Source organism: Nocardia sp. NPDC004718 (genome assembly GCF_053601535.1).
This window is the reverse complement of sequence record NZ_JBSGCA010000026.1, coordinates 1-14,122: the sequence shown is the minus strand read 5'-3', so window position 1 is coordinate 14,122 and position 14,122 is coordinate 1. Positions and strand designations below refer to the sequence as shown.

Annotated in this window: 17 protein-coding genes; 11 read left to right on the top strand and 6 right to left on the bottom strand. The window is 70.1% G+C overall.

The window, feature by feature from the left end:
- Positions 1 to 42: 42 nt before the first annotated feature.
- The gene (locus ACWEH3_RS20570; protein ID WP_450025974.1) at positions 43 to 957 is read right to left on the bottom strand and encodes a LysR substrate-binding domain-containing protein; all 915 of its coding nucleotides are present in this window, start codon (positions 955 to 957) and stop codon (positions 43 to 45) included.
- Between the two features lie 118 nt (positions 958 to 1,075).
- Here ACWEH3_RS20570 and ACWEH3_RS20565 point away from each other — a divergent pair, with 118 nt between their 5' ends.
- Positions 1,076 to 2,062: a YeiH family protein gene (locus ACWEH3_RS20565; RefSeq protein ID WP_450025972.1), complete on the top strand. Its 987-nt coding sequence runs from the start codon at positions 1,076 to 1,078 to the stop codon at positions 2,060 to 2,062.
- Positions 2,063 to 2,185: 123 nt separating this feature from the next.
- Positions 2,186 to 2,581, top strand: coding sequence for a PPOX class F420-dependent oxidoreductase (locus ACWEH3_RS20560; RefSeq protein WP_450025970.1), 396 nt, complete (start codon positions 2,186 to 2,188; stop codon positions 2,579 to 2,581).
- On the opposite strand, the gene ACWEH3_RS20555 is transcribed toward ACWEH3_RS20560, so the two are convergent.
- Positions 2,578 to 2,841: a helix-turn-helix domain-containing protein gene (locus tag ACWEH3_RS20555; RefSeq protein WP_450025968.1), complete on the bottom strand. Its 264-nt coding sequence runs from the start codon at positions 2,839 to 2,841 to the stop codon at positions 2,578 to 2,580. The two genes, ACWEH3_RS20560 and ACWEH3_RS20555, sit on opposite strands and share 4 nt — an antisense overlap.
- Before the next feature lie 102 nt (positions 2,842 to 2,943).
- Between ACWEH3_RS20555 and map the strand changes: the two genes are divergently transcribed.
- Positions 2,944 to 3,708 (top strand): type I methionyl aminopeptidase, encoded by a 765-nt coding sequence (map, locus tag ACWEH3_RS20550; protein ID WP_450025966.1) that lies wholly within the window; start codon positions 2,944 to 2,946, stop codon positions 3,706 to 3,708.
- 4 nt (positions 3,709 to 3,712) lie between these two features.
- Here the strand turns inward: map and ACWEH3_RS20545 are convergent, their stop codons facing one another.
- Positions 3,713 to 4,429, bottom strand: a complete 717-nt coding sequence (locus ACWEH3_RS20545; RefSeq protein WP_450025964.1) for a glyoxalase — start codon at positions 4,427 to 4,429, stop codon at positions 3,713 to 3,715.
- A gap of 112 nt (positions 4,430 to 4,541) precedes the next feature.
- Here ACWEH3_RS20545 and ACWEH3_RS20540 point away from each other — a divergent pair, with 112 nt between their 5' ends.
- Together ACWEH3_RS20540 and ACWEH3_RS20535 are read left to right on the top strand one after the other, a co-directional pair.
- Positions 4,542 to 5,090, top strand: coding sequence for a PadR family transcriptional regulator (locus ACWEH3_RS20540; RefSeq protein ID WP_450025962.1), 549 nt, complete (start codon positions 4,542 to 4,544; stop codon positions 5,088 to 5,090).
- A 68-nt stretch (positions 5,091 to 5,158) separates the two neighbouring features.
- The gene (locus tag ACWEH3_RS20535; protein WP_450025960.1) at positions 5,159 to 5,542 is read left to right on the top strand and encodes a PPOX class F420-dependent oxidoreductase; all 384 of its coding nucleotides are present in this window, start codon (positions 5,159 to 5,161) and stop codon (positions 5,540 to 5,542) included.
- A gap of 10 nt (positions 5,543 to 5,552) precedes the next feature.
- On the opposite strand, the gene ACWEH3_RS20530 is transcribed toward ACWEH3_RS20535, so the two are convergent.
- Positions 5,553 to 6,869 (bottom strand): metallopeptidase TldD-related protein, encoded by a 1,317-nt coding sequence (locus ACWEH3_RS20530; RefSeq protein WP_450025976.1) that lies wholly within the window; start codon positions 6,867 to 6,869, stop codon positions 5,553 to 5,555.
- 68 nt (positions 6,870 to 6,937) lie between these two features.
- The gene (locus ACWEH3_RS20525) at positions 6,938 to 8,467 is read right to left on the bottom strand and encodes a TldD/PmbA family protein (RefSeq protein WP_450025958.1); all 1,530 of its coding nucleotides are present in this window, start codon (positions 8,465 to 8,467) and stop codon (positions 6,938 to 6,940) included.
- A 166-nt stretch (positions 8,468 to 8,633) separates the two neighbouring features.
- Between ACWEH3_RS20525 and ACWEH3_RS20520 the strand changes: the two genes are divergently transcribed.
- Positions 8,634 to 9,281 carry a TetR/AcrR family transcriptional regulator gene (locus tag ACWEH3_RS20520; RefSeq protein ID WP_356962114.1) on the top strand — a complete coding sequence of 216 codons (648 nt, stop codon included), beginning with the start codon at positions 8,634 to 8,636 and terminating at the stop codon, positions 9,279 to 9,281.
- On the opposite strand, the gene ACWEH3_RS20515 is transcribed toward ACWEH3_RS20520, so the two are convergent.
- Positions 9,282 to 10,049 carry a TSUP family transporter gene (locus ACWEH3_RS20515; protein ID WP_450025956.1) on the bottom strand — a complete coding sequence of 256 codons (768 nt, stop codon included), beginning with the start codon at positions 10,047 to 10,049 and terminating at the stop codon, positions 9,282 to 9,284.
- 69 nt (positions 10,050 to 10,118) lie between these two features.
- Between ACWEH3_RS20515 and ACWEH3_RS20510 the strand changes: the two genes are divergently transcribed.
- The 5 genes from ACWEH3_RS20510 to ACWEH3_RS20490 form a co-directional block, all read left to right on the top strand.
- The gene (locus ACWEH3_RS20510; protein ID WP_450025954.1) at positions 10,119 to 11,291 is read left to right on the top strand and encodes a sensor histidine kinase; all 1,173 of its coding nucleotides are present in this window, start codon (positions 10,119 to 10,121) and stop codon (positions 11,289 to 11,291) included.
- A 130-nt stretch (positions 11,292 to 11,421) separates the two neighbouring features.
- Positions 11,422 to 12,081 carry a response regulator gene (locus tag ACWEH3_RS20505; protein WP_039798341.1) on the top strand — a complete coding sequence of 220 codons (660 nt, stop codon included), beginning with the start codon at positions 11,422 to 11,424 and terminating at the stop codon, positions 12,079 to 12,081.
- 89 nt (positions 12,082 to 12,170) lie between these two features.
- On the top strand, positions 12,171 to 12,653 hold the full coding sequence (locus tag ACWEH3_RS20500) for an FxsA family protein (protein WP_450025951.1): 483 nt from the start codon (positions 12,171 to 12,173) through the stop codon (positions 12,651 to 12,653).
- Between the two features lie 54 nt (positions 12,654 to 12,707).
- Positions 12,708 to 12,962, top strand: a complete 255-nt coding sequence (locus ACWEH3_RS20495) for a hypothetical protein (RefSeq protein ID WP_450025949.1) — start codon at positions 12,708 to 12,710, stop codon at positions 12,960 to 12,962.
- 40 nt (positions 12,963 to 13,002) lie between these two features.
- The coding region (locus ACWEH3_RS20490; protein WP_452358371.1) for an amidohydrolase at positions 13,003 to 14,122 on the top strand (1,120 nt) is incomplete at its 3' end.

The following is a 14,122-nucleotide window of genomic DNA, read 5'->3' as shown; positions in this document are numbered from 1 at the left end:
GCCCGCCGACCGGGTGGGTCCCGTGTGCGCGGACCGAGTGCTTCACCGGTTGCGCGCGCCCGCGGCGCACCGGGCCAGCGCTTCCGCGGGCCCGGACGGAGGAGCTTGCCGACGCCAGATGACACGGAATTCCCGGGTGAGCACGACGGAGTCGGCCGTCGGCACCTCCACGAGGGCCGCGCTGTCCAGATCGGGTGCTGCGATCAACCGGCTCAGCACCGCGGGTGCGACTCCGGCCCGCGCCGACGCGACGATCGCCGCCGCCGAGCCCAGTTCGGCGGCCGGGCGGGCAGGCTGGCACTCCGCGCCCAGGATTTCCCATACCGTGTCGCGGGTGCCGGAGCCAGGCTCGCGCCACAGCAGGGGAGTGGTCGCCAGTTCGCGCAATGTCACCGGCCGTCGGCGGTGTGCCCACCGGTGGCCGGGCGCGACCACGACAACCAGATCGTCGGCGCCGAGCACCCGGCTGCCGAGGCCGGGCGGCGGGTGCGGTCCCTCCACGAAACCGATGTCCGCCCTGGCGTTGCGGACCAGTTCCTCGACATGCCGGGTGTTGTCGACTTCGAGGGATACCGCCACCTCCGGATAGGACTCGCGGAAAGCATCGAGCCACTGCGGAACGCGATAGTCGGCGATGGTCTTCGACGCGGCGATCCGCAGGTGTGGCACCTGAGCAGCGTGCAGCGCGGCCACACCCGCGCCGAAGGCCCGCGCCGCGTCGAGCACGGCTTGCGCGTGCTCCACGACCGAGCGCCCCGCGTCGGTGAGCGTCGACCCGGTGGGCCCGCGATCCAGCAGCCGTAGCCGTAGCCGTCGTTCCAGGGCGCTGATCCGCATGCTCGCGGCGGGCTGGCTGATGCCGTGCCTGCGCGCGGCCGCGCCGAGGCTGCCCGACTCCGCAACGGAGACCAGCAGGTCGAGCACCTCCAGATCAGGTGTTCCTGGCGGCAGCGTCATGGGCAGATTATGAGCCCGCTGCGATCGCGCGGCATTCCCCGCCCCATCAGCTCGGCTTATGAGGTGCTCTCGTCCCGACGGCTACCCGGACAGATCGTTTGCCGCGATCGTTGTCGAAATGAGGCATCTTCGCCGGCACGGACCCGGCCTTCTGGTGGCAGCGGTGCTCGCCACCGCCGCGACTTTCCTGGATGCGGTGTGGCCCGTCCTCGGCGTGCCCGTGCTCGCGCTGGCCGGTGGCGCGATATTCGGTGTTTTCGCACGCCGCACCGGGGACGAGCGATTCACTCCCGGGCTGGCCTCGGCGCAGCGACGATCGCTCGGCGCCGCCATCGTCCTGCTCGGTCTCGGGTTGCCCGCCGGCGCGGTGGTCGGCGTGGGCCGCGGCACGATTGTCGTGCTGATCGGCACCTTGCTCGTCGGCGCCCTGGCCGCCCTGGTCATCGGCAGGCTGCTGGCCCTGGACCGGGAGTCGGTCATCCTGGTGGCAGTGGGCACCACCATCTGCGGGGCCTCCGCCATCGCCGCCGCCACGGCGGTCATCAAGCCCGAGCGCGAGCGGGTCGCCTACGCTCTCGGCACCATCTTCGTCTTCAATGTCGTCGCGGTGCTGGTCTATCCGCCGCTGGGCCGCCTGCTCGGCATGTCCGAGCAGGCATTCGGCTTGTGGGCGGGCACCGCCATCAACGACACGTCCTCGGTGCTCGCCGCCGGTGTGGCCTTCGGCTCCGCCGCAGCGCATTTCGCCGTCATTGTCAAGCTGGTGCGCAGCCTGGCGATCATCCCGCTGTGCGTCGGATTGCACTTCGGAGCCCGGCGCGATTCCGGCGCCACGCCACTGTGGCGCACCATTCCGCTGTTCGTGGTGCTGTTCCTCGCCGCGTCGGCTCTCGCCGCCACCGGCGTGATCCGGCCCTCGTGGACAACCGCCCTGAGCCACGTCAGCGCCTGGCTGATCGCCGCCGTCCTGGCCGCCGTCGGCACCACCCTCACGCCGCAGCGCCTACGCACCGCAGGCCATCGCCCCCTGATCTTCGGCGGCATCCTCTCCATCGTCCTCGGAATCTCCAGCCTCGCACTGCAATTCGCCACCGGCTGGTGGTGAGCAACAGACGAATTGCGGCGGCGGCTCGGCGGACACGGCTGCCGCCACCTACGCCCATACACGTAATCGCGAACCGTCCTGCGGTCGGATGTCGCCGCCGTCGCGCGGGCCTACCGTTGCCCTATGACGTGGAACGAGATGAGCCAGAGCAAATACGTGCGGCTGACCACCTTCAAGAAGGACGGGACGCCGGTCGGCACACCCGTGTGGGTGGCTCCGGATGGCGACCGGATCGTCGTGTGGACCAATCCCGAGACCTGGAAGGTCAAGCGGATCCGCCGCAATCCGGACGTCACGCTGCAGGTCTGCGATGGGCGCGGCCGGCCGACGGCGGAAGAGGTCCTGCCGGGCAGCGCGCGCATTCTCGACGCGGACGGCACGCAGCGCGTGCGCGACGTGGTCGCGGACAAGTACGGAATCATCGGCAAACTCGCCATTCGCGGGCACAAGCTGCTGCGCGGCGCGAACGCGTCCGTCGGGATCGCGATCGCTCCGAAGGCGGCAGGCGATCCGTCCTAGGCGGACTCGGCGAGACCGGCCGATCGCCAGATGTCCGCGAGATCGTCGAGCGGGATCGAGAGCGCCTGTGCCAATGCCACCACGGTGCCGAAAGCCGGCGAGGGCAACCGTCCGGTCTCGATCTTGCGCAGCGTCTCCGGTGAGATCCCGGCGGCGTGGGCGACGGCGGTGAGTTCGCGGTTCGCGCGGGCCGCGCGCAGGGCGGCGCCCAAGCGGCGACCCGACTCGATCTGCGCGGGGGTCAACGGGAGGCGGACCATGCGCTCAGGCTACGGACGGCAGTGTGAGGTCGCAAGACGGATTGGTATTAAAATACCGGCGCGGCTAGGGTGGTATTAAAATACCGGCGCACTGGAGGAATGATGGTCGAGTTGAAGAGCCCCGCGGAGATCGCGCGGATGCGAGTGGCAGGGCGCTTCGTCGCAGACGTGCTCGCCGAGTTGCGCGACCGGGCGCGGGTAGGGGTGAACCTGCTCGACCTGGAAGCCCACGTCCGGGAGCGCATCCGCGCGCGCGGCGCCCAGTCCTGCTATTGGGACTACGCGCCCTCGTTCGGGCGAGGACCGTTTCGCAATACCGTCTGCCTGTCGGTCAACGACGCTGTGCTGCACGGACTTCCGTTCGACTACGCCTTGCGCGACGGCGACGTGCTGACCATGGACCTCGCGGTCGGCATCGAAGGCTGGGTCGCGGATGCGGCGACCACGGTCGTGGTCGGCTCGGCCGCGGAGGAGGACATTCGGCTGGTGCGGGCGACCGAAGAGGCGCTGGACGCGGCGATCGCGGTCGCGGTGCCGGGCAACCACATCGGCGACATCTCCGCCGCCATCGCCGAGGTGGCGCGGGCGTACGGCTATCCGGTGAACACCGAATTCGGCGGTCACGGCCTCGGTCGCACCATGCACGAGGACCCGCACGTGCCCAACGACGGCCGCCCGGGGCGCGGCTATCGGTTGCGCCCCGGACTCACCATCGCGATCGAACCGTGGTTCGCGCGTACCACCGACCGCATCGTCACCGATCCCGACGGCTGGACCATCCGTTCGGCGGACGGCTCCCGAACCGCGCACTCCGAGCACACCATCGCGATCACGCCGGACGGGCCGCAGGTGCTGACCGCGGCGTGACGGTCTAACTTTCCGACAGCCAGACGGACAGGTCGTCGGACGCGCGTAACTCGTCGGCGATGACCGCCCGTTCTTCGGCCGACAGTTCCATCGCGCGCAACTCCGTCCGGAATCCATCGGCTCCGCCGGGGTCGCCGGCCGCGATGGCGAGTTCGGCGAGTGCCGCCAGTGCCCGTGCCACGTCGAGCCGGGGCGCTGCGCCGCGGAACCGGCCGAGACCGACCTCGAGCACACGGAACGCGGCCTTGTCGTCGGTCTTGAAGTCGCGCAGGATGCGGGCGTTGTCCAGCACTCTGGCCAGCCCGTCCAACTCCCTCGATCCGCCGTACTCCACCTCCGGGGGTTCGTCGCGCTGGATGTAGATCACCTGGTTGCCGGCCGGATCGATGACGGTGAACCGGGATTGCCCAGGCCGGAAGCGGGTGATCCGGGGCAGGCCCTTGGCGGGGATCTTGCCGTAGCGGCTGCGCAGCGCCGCGGAGAAGGCTCGATGCCTGCTCGCGATGTCGTCGACCATCACGAGGCAACCGGCGCGCTCGGCGGGGATGTCGCCGTTCTTCGGCGCGGGCACGAAGTGCAGCGCGCAACCGTGGTGCTCCACCGCGCCGTAGACGTAGGGGCGGGTCTGCTCGTGGGTCACCGTGTAGCCCAGCGTGCGGTAGAAGTCGAGCGTGTCGGTCAGGTCGCCGGTCCACAGTTGTGGTACCGCCGTGTCGGCCATGAAAACTCCCATTTACCTGCGGTAGTCAATTTTGACTAGACGAGCGTAGCGCTGGTTTTCGCCGGAAGTCAAACTTGACTACCATGCGATCTGGGAGCGGAAGGAGTTCGCGATGTCGGTGGTGCGCCTGCTCGTGCTGGGGGTGATGCGCCTGCGTCAGCCCGTGCACGGCTACGCGGTGCGTCAGGAGTTGCTGTCCTGGCGGGCCGAAACCTGGACGAACGTCAAGCCGGGCTCGATCTATCACGCCCTCAAGCAGCTCACCCGCGAGGGCAAGCTGAGCGCGTTCGGCACCCAGACCAGCGACCAGGGCCCTGGGCGCACGCTGTTCGAGCTGACCGAGGCGGGAGAGGCCGAGTTCCGCGGGCTCATGGACGAGGCGCTGGTCAGCATCGACATGGAGGAACTGGGCGCTGCGATCGCCTTCATGGACGCGCTGCCCAGGGCGCACGTCATCGCGAAATTGCGGGAACAGCGCCGCCGCAGCGAGGAAGTGCGCGCCGACCTGCTCGCCATGATCCCGGACTTCCCCGGGCGGTACGAAGCGCCGCACGCGACCGATCTGCTGGAGCTGTGGAGCGGCGTGTTCGAGAACCTGTCGAAGTGGACCGACGGAATGCTCGCGCGTCTGGAAGCGGGGGAGTACCGACTTCCGGAGTGAATGTCCGGCACGAACCCGCGCCTTTCCCGCGTCGCTCACCGCACCGGGATGCGGGATACGCTGCCCGCATGACGAATTCGCTGGACGCCGTCGCCAAGGCCGACTACGTGCTGCTGACCACCTTCCGCAAGGACGGATCGCCCGTCGGCACCGCGGTGTGGGCGGTGTCCGAGAACGGCAAACTGTACGTTTGGACCGTGACCGACAGCTGGAAGGTCAAGCGCTTGCGTCGCAATCCGGCGGTCAGCGTGCAACCGTGCAGCGCGACCGGCAAACCGCACGGCGCGGTGATCGAAGGAACCGGACGGGTCCTCGATGCCGAGGGCACGGAGCGGGTCCGCAAGCTGCTGCGGCGCAAGTACTGGCTCACCGGTCCCCTCGTCATCCTCGGCAGTAACCTGCGGCGCGGCAAGTCCGGAACCATCGGCATCGAGATCGACCTCGCGGCCTGACCCGCCGCGCTCAGGTCGCCTGGCTGACCGACGACATGTGGAAGTCCGGAATCCGCAAGGGCGGCATCGCGGTCCGGGTGAACCAGTCCTTCCATTCCCGCGGCAGCGTGAGCTCGGTGGCGCCCGCCTCGCTCACCCGCCGGAGCACATCCAGCGGGCTCTCGTTGAACCGGAAGTTGTTCACCGCGGCGGTGACCTCGCCGTTCTCCACGAGATACACTCCGTCCCTGGTGAGACCGGTGAGCAGCAGCGTCGCCGGATCGACCTCACGGATGTACCACAGGGTGGTCAGCAGCAAGCCGCGCTCGGTGCGCGCGATCATGTCATCGATCGTGGCGTCGGAACCGCCGGTGAGCAGCAGGTTGTCGCCGGGAACCGTGGCGGGTGCGTCGAACTCGGCGGCGGTGGCGCGCGGATAGATCAGCGCGGAGATCACGCCGTCGCGCAGCCAGTCGACGCGCTCTGCGGTCAGGCCGTTGTCGAACACCGACATCGATTCCGAGGACGCGGTCGCCGCCACGAACGGCTGGTACTCCAGTCCGGGCGCGTGCGGATCGGAGTAGAGCGTGAGCGGAATATCGCTCAGTCGCTCGCCGACCCGGGTCCCGCCCGCTCGCGCGAACGCCGTGTGGCCTTCCTGCGCGCCCCTGCCCTCCATCGACCAGGCCAGGTAGATCATCAGGTCGGCCACGGTGGAGGGCGGCAGCAGCGTCTCGTAGCGGCCCGCGGGCAGCTCGACCTTGCGTTTGGCCCAGTCCAGGCGGCGGGAAAGGTCCGCGAGCAAGCCGGACACGTCGACGTCGGTGAAGTCCGCGGTACCCACCCCGACCCACGCGCTGGCCAGATCCGCGCCCTCGCCGCGTTTGCCGTTGATCTCCACCGAACCGGTGGGTTGCACGAAGCGGCGCCGGATGCCGGTCGAGGTGCCCAGCCAGGTGGTGTGCATCTGGTGATGGGCGAAGCCGTAGAGACGGTCGGCGCTGTCGAATCCGGCGGACAGGCCCTCGGCCAGATCGGTGAACACCTCGATGCCGGTGCCGGTCGCCGGGGCGGCCCAGTCGTGGTCGACGGCGTCGGGCTCCAGCAGCGGCATCGCGTCACGCGCGGGTTCGGCGCCGCGCGCGGCCTCCTCGCTGGCGCGCACGACGGCCTCGATGTCGTCGGGGTCGACGCTGGACGAGGCGATGGTGCCGACGCGGGCCAGCGTGGGCCCCTCGCGGAACACCGAGATCACCGCCCATTTGCGCGACACCGACGACCCGTTGGTGGTCATGGAGTTGCCCGCCCAGCGCAGTGACGCCTCGTGCTCGTCACGGACGATCACCATCGCCTCGTCGGCGCGCGACAGCGCCAGCGCGCGCTCCACGGTCACGCCGGCGGGGAAGAGATCGTCGCTCACTGGCCTGCCTCCGTCCGGGTGTTGAGAATGTTGACGCCGCGCACCAGGACCGACGGGCAGCCGTGGCTGACCGCGGCGACCTGGCCCGGCTGCGCTTTCCCGCAGTTGAACGCGCCACCGAGCCGCCAGGTCGACGGGCCGCCGACCGCTTCCATCGCGCCCCAGAAGTCGGTGGTGGTGGCCTGGTAGGCCACATCGCGCACCTGGCCGTCGAGCTTGCCGCCGCGGATGCGGAAGAACCGCTGGCCGGTGAACTGGAAGTTGTAGCGCTGCATGTCGATCGACCAGGATCGGTCGCCGACGATGTAGAGGCCGTCGTCCACCCGGGAGATGAGTTCCTCGGTACTGGTGTCGCGGTCGGGATCCGGTTGCAGTGACACGTTGGCCATCCGCTGGATCGGAACGTGATGCGCCGAATCCGCGTACGAGCAGCCGTTGGACCGCTCCAGGCCGAGGCGCGGCGCGAACACCCGGTCCAGTTGATAGCCGACCAGGATGCCGTCGCGGACCAGATCCCAGCGCTGCCCGGCGACGCCCTCGTCGTCGTAGCCGACCGTGGCCAGTCCGTGCGACTCGGTGCGGTCGCCGGTCACGTGCATGATCGGCGTGCCGTAACGCAGTGACCCGAGCTGGTCCGGAGTGGCGAAAGAGGTTCCCGCGTAAGCGGACTCGTAGCCGATGGCGCGGTCGTACTCGGTGGCGTGGCCGATGGATTCGTGGATGGTCAGCCACAGGTTGGTCGGATCGATGACGAGGTCGGTCGGCCCGGCCTGCACGCTGGGCGCCTTCACCTTCTCGGCCAGCCACTCCGGAATCCGGGCCAGTTCGCCGTCCCAGTCCCACACGCCGTCGGCCCCGGTGACGTACTCCCATCCGCGGCCGACCGGTGCGGCCAGCGTGCGCATCGTCTCGAACACACCTGCCGACGCGTCCACGGTGATCGCTTCGAGGCTCGGGTGCAGCCGCACCCGTTGCTGGACGATCGAGGAGCCCGCGGTGTCGGCGTAGAAGGTCTGCTCCTTGACCTGCAACACGCTCGCGGTGACGTGATCCACCCCGTCGGCGTGCGACAGGCGCTCCGAATAGTCCTGCAGCAGTGCGACCTTCTCGCCGGTCGGGACGGCGAACGGGTCGACGTCGTAGGCCGACACCCAGCGCGCGTCGGCGTAACGCGGCTCGTCGGCCAGCTCGACGCGTTCGCGGTTGAGTGCCCGCAGCGTGGTCGCGACCGTGACGGCGGTGCGCGCCACTTCGGCGGCGGTACCGGGCGTGAGCGCGGCGTGCGACGCGAAACCCCATGTGCCGTCCACGATCACCCGCACGGCGAAGCCGAGTTCGGTGCTGTCGGTGACGGCCTCCACGCGCCCGTCGCGCAACCGGATCGATTGGGTCACCAGGCGGTGCACCCGTAGGTCGGCGTGCTCGGCGCCGGCCGCCGTTGCCGCGGCCAGTGCGGCGTCGGCGAGCGCGGCCAGTGGCAGGCCGAGGAACTCGGCGTCCACGTCTCTGGAAGTCGCGATGCTCACCCGCACCAACCTAGTCGGTATCGCCACGCGTGCGCGGTGATCACACGCCGTGCGACAGCGCATCGTGTGCCGATTCGCGCGCGATGCGTAGTGGCGCCGGGTGAACGGCGCGCGCGACACTCGGGCTTTGCCGCGTGTTGCTCGCTGGATGCCGTACTGTGCCCGCGTGCCGCCATCCGCCCTCCGTGACCGTAAACGCGAACGTACCCGCCGAGCCATTCTGGAAGCCGCAGCCGAGCTGTTCGAGACGAGCGGCTACGAGGAGACCACGGTGGCCGACATCGCCGCGGCTGCGGACGTCGGCACGCGCACGTTCTTCAACTATTTCGCGAGCAAGGAAGAGCTGCTCTTCCCGGAATCCGACGAGCGGGTGCGCGCCGCGGTGGCGGCGATCGCCAGCAGGCGTCCGGGCGAACGGCCGGTGGAGGTCGTGCTGCGCGGACTGCGCGCGGCGGGTGACAACCCCGGCGAGCACCTCGTCGACGACCTCCATGCCCGGATCGGGGCGCTGCGCGCCCAGGTGTCGCGGACGGTGCCCGCGGTGAGCGGCCGCGCCGCGCACGCCCAGCTGGTCACCCAACGCGAGATCGCCAGGCAGTTGCACAAGGCGTTCCCCGCCGAACTCGACGAGGTCGGCGCCGCCGCGTTGGTCGGCGCGGTCGTCGGTGCGGTGTCGGGTGCGTTGACGGTGCTGTTCCAGCGACCGGTGGCGGGCGTCGAGGACGGCGAGCGCCTGCAGCGCGAGATCCACGAGACCACCTCGCGGGTGCTGCAACCGTGGCTGGCCACCCAGCACCCCCAACCGGTGGGCTGATCAGCCGAACTGCTGCCAGCCCAGGCGGATCACCATCCCGATCACCACCACCAGCAGCACGACGCGGACGAACTCGGCGCCCTTCCGCAGCGCCATGCGCGCGCCGACCACGGCACCGAGGACATTCGCGACGGCCATCCCCGCGCCGAGTGCCCAGAGGATGTGCCCGGTCGCCCCGAAGAAGAGCAGAGCGCCGACGTTGGAGCCGCAGTTGATCACCTTCGCCATGGCGGCGGCCCGCACGAACTCGGTCCCGAGCAGGGTCGCGAAGGTGATGATCAGGAACGTTCCGGTGCCGGGCCCGAGCAAGCCGTCATAGAAGCCGATCAACCCGGCCGCCAACGCCACCGTGAGGACGACCTTCCGCCTGGTGGGTGGATGCGTGGCCAGGGTGACGCCGATGGACGGACGCAGCGTGACGACCACCGCGACGCCGACCAGCACCACCATGACGATCGGAATGAACAGTTCCCGGTCGATCAGCGAGACCGCGGACGCGCCCAGTGCCGCCGCCCCCGCGGCGATCACCGCCGCGGGCAGCAGCACCCGCCAGCGCATCGGTACCTTGCGAGCGAAGGTCAGCACCGAGGCGCTGGTCCCGGCGACCGCGGCGAGCTTGTTGGTGCCCAGCGCGGTCTGCGGCGCGATGCCGGGAGCGACGACGAACAATGTCGGCAGCACGATCAACCCGCCGCCACCCACCACCGCGTCCACCCAGCCCGCCGCCGTCGCCGCTGTCAACAAAACCGCCCAGTCTCCGATCTCCACCCGGTCAGACAACCAGACCGGGGATCCGGACCCCGCGGGGTGTCCGCCGGGGCCACCTACCCTGATCCCGTGCGTCGTTTCAGTCTGTGGCTCCGGGGCAAGCCCGTCGTGGCCGACTCGGTGCTGGCGGCGATCTTCGTGCTGCTCGAGATCATCGGGGTGGGGAACGCGCACAACAAGGTCGCCTACCTGGCCATCGGGGTGCTGCTTCCGCTGCCGATCGCCCTGCGGCGGGTGTATCCCCGGGCCATGGCGGCGGCGACCTTGGCGTTGTCGCTGACCGAGTCGCTGGTCGGCTTCCTGGTCCAGGACGACGCGGACCACATCGCGCAGCTGTCCCACGGCATCATGCTGTACACGCTGGTCGCATACGTCGGTAGGCGGGACGGACTGTGGTACGGGCTCGGCCTGGTGGTGGATGTCGTGCTCTCGATCGTCGCGATCGGCAAGCCGTCCGGGTCCGACAGCGTGTTCACCGCCATGTTCTACGCCTTGTGCTGGACGCTCGCGGAGTTCGTCGGCGCGCGGCACGCCTACGACGCCGAGGTGGCGGCCCGGCTCGCGGTCGCCGACTACGACAAGGAGCGTCGCGCGCACGACGCCGTCGCGGCCGAACGCACCCGCATCGCGCGGGAACTGCACGATGTGGTCGCCCACGCGGTGAGTGTGATCATCGTGCAGGCCGACGGGGCGAAGTACGCGCTGCGCCGCGACCCGGACGCGGCCGAGCAGGCGCTCGGCACTATCGCGAGCACCGGTAGGGAGGCGCTGCGCGAACTTCGCAGAACCGTGGCGCTGCTGCGCACGGAGCACGCGCCCGACCAGTTGCCCCAGCACGGCACCGCGGGCATCGCCAAGGTCGTGGAGATGATGCGCGGCACCGGTCTGGCCGTCGAGCTGGAATTGACCGGCGAACTCGACGACATCGCGCCGGAGGTCAGTCTCGGCGTGCACCGCATCGTGCAGGAATCGCTGACCAACACGCTGCGGCATGCCGGGCCGCATCCGAAGGCGTGGGTGCGGGTGCGCCGCACCGATGCCGACGTGCTGATCGACGTCACGGACACCGGTGGGGCGTCGCCGCCGGAACCGGGCCCGCGCATCCAGGGCAGCGGTCTCGGCCTGGTGGGGATGCGTGAACGCGTCGCCGTGCTCGGCGGCAGCCTGGACGCGGGCCGCCACGCGGACGGAGCCTGGCGGGTGCACGCCAGCATCCCGCTGCGTTCCGACCCGGCGGACTGAACGATGTCATCCGCTCGTCGCGTGAAAATTGTTTGGCGGCTGTCGAATTCGGCACATATCGACCAGTGGGCGAGGCCGGCGCCGCAGCTGCCGCCCGGCGCGGCGAAGCGGCCACGTTACATTGGGGAACGTGCCGATCACCGTGCTCGTCGTCGATGACCAGGAACTCATGCGGATGGGATTGAAGATGGTGCTCGGCGCGCACCCGGACATCGAAGTGATCGGCGAGGCGGCCAACGGCGCGGCCGCGGTCACCACAGCGGCGGAACTGCGTCCCGACGTGGTGCTGATGGACGTGCGGATGCCCGTGGTGGACGGTGTCGTCGCCACGACCCGCATCGTGGAGGCCGGGCACGGCAGCCGGGTGCTCGTCATGACGACCTTCGACCTCGACGAGCACGCGCTCGGCGCGCTGCGGGCGGGGGCGAGCGGATTCCTGTTGAAGGACACCCCGCCGGAGGATCTCGTCTCGGCCATCCGCAGCGTCGCCGCCGGTGACGCCGTGGTGTCGCCGAAGGTCACCAAACGTCTGCTGGACCGGCTCATCGCGGAGAACCCGGCGCGCACCCGCGACCCGGGCGTGCTCGACGTGCTCACCGCCCGCGAACGTGAAGTGCTCGAGCAGATCGCGGCCGGCCGCTCCAACGCGGAGATCGCCGAGCAGTTGTACCTCTCGGAGGCCACGGTCAAGACACACGTGGGCCGGGTGCTGACCAAACTCGGTCTGCGCGATCGGGTTCAGGCGGTCGTGCTCGCCTACGAGACCGGGCTGGTGCGGCCGGGCGGATGACGGCGGGCTCTCAGCGACCTATCAGGCGAACCAGGGAGAAAAAACCGGGCGCGAGACGTTGACCGGGTAGATCGTCCGAAAGGATCGCCATGCCCGCCTTGTTGTTCGTGCTGTACGTCGTCGTGGAAATCGCCGCGCTGGTCACGGTCGGTCAGCTGATCGGCGCGTTGCCGACCATTCTGCTGCTGATCGCCGGATCGGGGGCGGGCATGCTGCTGGTCGGTTCGCAGGGGCGGCGGGTGTTCGAGCAGTTCCGCCGGGCCGCGCGCGGGGAAGTGGCGCCAGGGACCGCCGTGGCGGACGGCGCCCTGGTCGCGGCGGGCGGTGTACTGATGTTCGTACCCGGCCTGGTCACCTCGCTGTTCGGTCTGCTCCTGCTGCTGCCGCCCACGCGGTTCCTGGCGCGTCCGGTGCTGGCGGCCTTCGCCGCACGGCGTTTCGGCAAGCTGGTCGCGACCACGCCTTACCGTGGGGTGGTCGTCGACGGTGGTGACGTGGTGGACGGCGTCGTCGCAGGGCAGTGGTACGACGACGGTCAGGGCAACGCGCGCCGCGGGATCCCCTCGTCCTGAGTGGACTCGCCGCACCCGGTTCCGTGTCGCGCCGCGAAGGGCTATCGTGACGCGATGACCACCGAGCAACTCACCGTGACGGTGAGCGAAGAGCTGGCCGCCGCGGTGAAACGAGCGGCCGCCGCTGCGGGACAGTCGATTTCCGGATTCACGGCCGCGGCGCTGCGGCTGGAGCTGATCGCCGTGGAGGCGGGCTGCCTGCCCGCGGCGGCCGGGAGAGCCGGCGGTACGCCGCCGGAATACGCGGAGGTGATGGCGTTGCTCGCGCAACCGGAGGATCTGGACCGCCACTCCGTGCTGAACGCCTGACCGAAACCGTCGCATCGGGCATGGGGCAGACTGGTGCCTCGTGAGTACCCAGTTGCTGATCGGCGGCCGTTTCTACAGCGCCAGTTCACCCGACGCCACGGCGATGGCGGTGAGCGACGGAACTGTTGTCTGGCTGGGCGCCGAGCAACCCGGACGGGCGCTGCATCCGGATGCCGAGATCATCGACCTCCACGGCGCCTTCGTCGCGCCCGCGTTCGTCGATCCGCATGTGCACGTCACCGCGCTGGGCCTGAAGCTGACCGGGCTCGACCTGTCGGCCGCCCGGTCGCTCGAGCACTGCCTGCGGCTGCTGCGGGAGTTCGCCGCGGCGCACCCCGACGGCGCGGTACTGGGTGACGGCTGGGACGAGACCGCCTGGCCGGAGGGACGGCCGCCCACCGTCGAGGAGCTCGACGCGGCGGCGGGTGCGGGTAGGCAGGTCTATCTCTCCCGCGTGGACGCGCACTCCGCGGTGGTGTCCTCGGCGCTGCTGAACGCGCTGTCCGGGCTGGCGGCGACCGACGGATTCACCCGAGGCGAGCCCGTGCGTGCCGCCGCCCACCACTTGGTGCGCGCCGCCGCGCTCGCCGGATTGACGCGGGCACAACGGGATCGAGCGCGCGCCGCGGCACTGGACCACGCCGCCGCGCGCGGTGTCGTCGCGGTCCACGAATGCGCCGGGCCGGAGATCGCGGGTCGCGATGACGTTCGCGAACTGCTCGAATTCGAGCACGGCGTCCAGGTGCGGGCCTACTGGGGCGAGGCGGTGCGCAGCGCCGAGCAGGCTCGCGCCCTGATCGACGAACTCGGCGTGCACGCACTCGGCGGCGACCTGTTCGTCGACGGCTCCTTCGGCTCGCGGACGGCGTGGCTGCGCGCACCCTATGCCGACGAATCCGGCTGCGGCCGAAGCTATCTCGATGTCGAGGCGATCGCGAATCACGTCCGCGCCTGCACCGTCGCCGGCATCCAGGCCGGATTCCACGTGATCGGCGACGCGGCCATGGATGCCGTGGTCGCTGGTGTCGAACGGGTGGTCGCCGAACTCGGCGGTCCCGCCGTCGCGGCACCCTGCGCGTCGCGATCGTCGGCGCCGGGCCCGCTGCCTGCTACGCGGCCGACGAGCTGCTCCGCAGGGCGGACGTGGAAGTCGAGATGTT

What these genes read in the sequence shown, in the direction of transcription:
- ACWEH3_RS20560 (WP_450025970.1), top strand. Translation starts at nt 2,186, where the DNA reads ATGACGTGGAACGAGATGAGCCAGAGCAAATACGTGCGGCTGACCACC.
- ACWEH3_RS20565 (WP_450025972.1), top strand. Translation starts at nt 1,076, where the DNA reads ATGAGGCATCTTCGCCGGCACGGACCCGGCCTTCTGGTGGCAGCGGTG.
- ACWEH3_RS20540 (WP_450025962.1), top strand. Translation starts at nt 4,542, where the DNA reads ATGTCGGTGGTGCGCCTGCTCGTGCTGGGGGTGATGCGCCTGCGTCAG.
- ACWEH3_RS20495 (WP_450025949.1), top strand. Translation starts at nt 12,708, where the DNA reads ATGACCACCGAGCAACTCACCGTGACGGTGAGCGAAGAGCTGGCCGCC.
- ACWEH3_RS20555 (WP_450025968.1), bottom strand. Translation starts at nt 2,841, where the DNA reads ATGGTCCGCCTCCCGTTGACCCCCGCGCAGATCGAGTCGGGTCGCCGC.
- ACWEH3_RS20535 (WP_450025960.1), top strand. Translation starts at nt 5,159, where the DNA reads ATGACGAATTCGCTGGACGCCGTCGCCAAGGCCGACTACGTGCTGCTG.
- ACWEH3_RS20570 (WP_450025974.1), bottom strand. Translation starts at nt 957, where the DNA reads ATGACGCTGCCGCCAGGAACACCTGATCTGGAGGTGCTCGACCTGCTG.
- ACWEH3_RS20545 (WP_450025964.1), bottom strand. Translation starts at nt 4,429, where the DNA reads ATGGCCGACACGGCGGTACCACAACTGTGGACCGGCGACCTGACCGAC.
- map (WP_450025966.1), top strand. Translation starts at nt 2,944, where the DNA reads ATGGTCGAGTTGAAGAGCCCCGCGGAGATCGCGCGGATGCGAGTGGCA.
- ACWEH3_RS20500 (WP_450025951.1), top strand. Translation starts at nt 12,171, where the DNA reads ATGCCCGCCTTGTTGTTCGTGCTGTACGTCGTCGTGGAAATCGCCGCG.
- ACWEH3_RS20530 (WP_450025976.1), bottom strand. Translation starts at nt 6,869, where the DNA reads ATGGTGATCGTCCGTGACGAGCACGAGGCGTCACTGCGCTGGGCGGGC.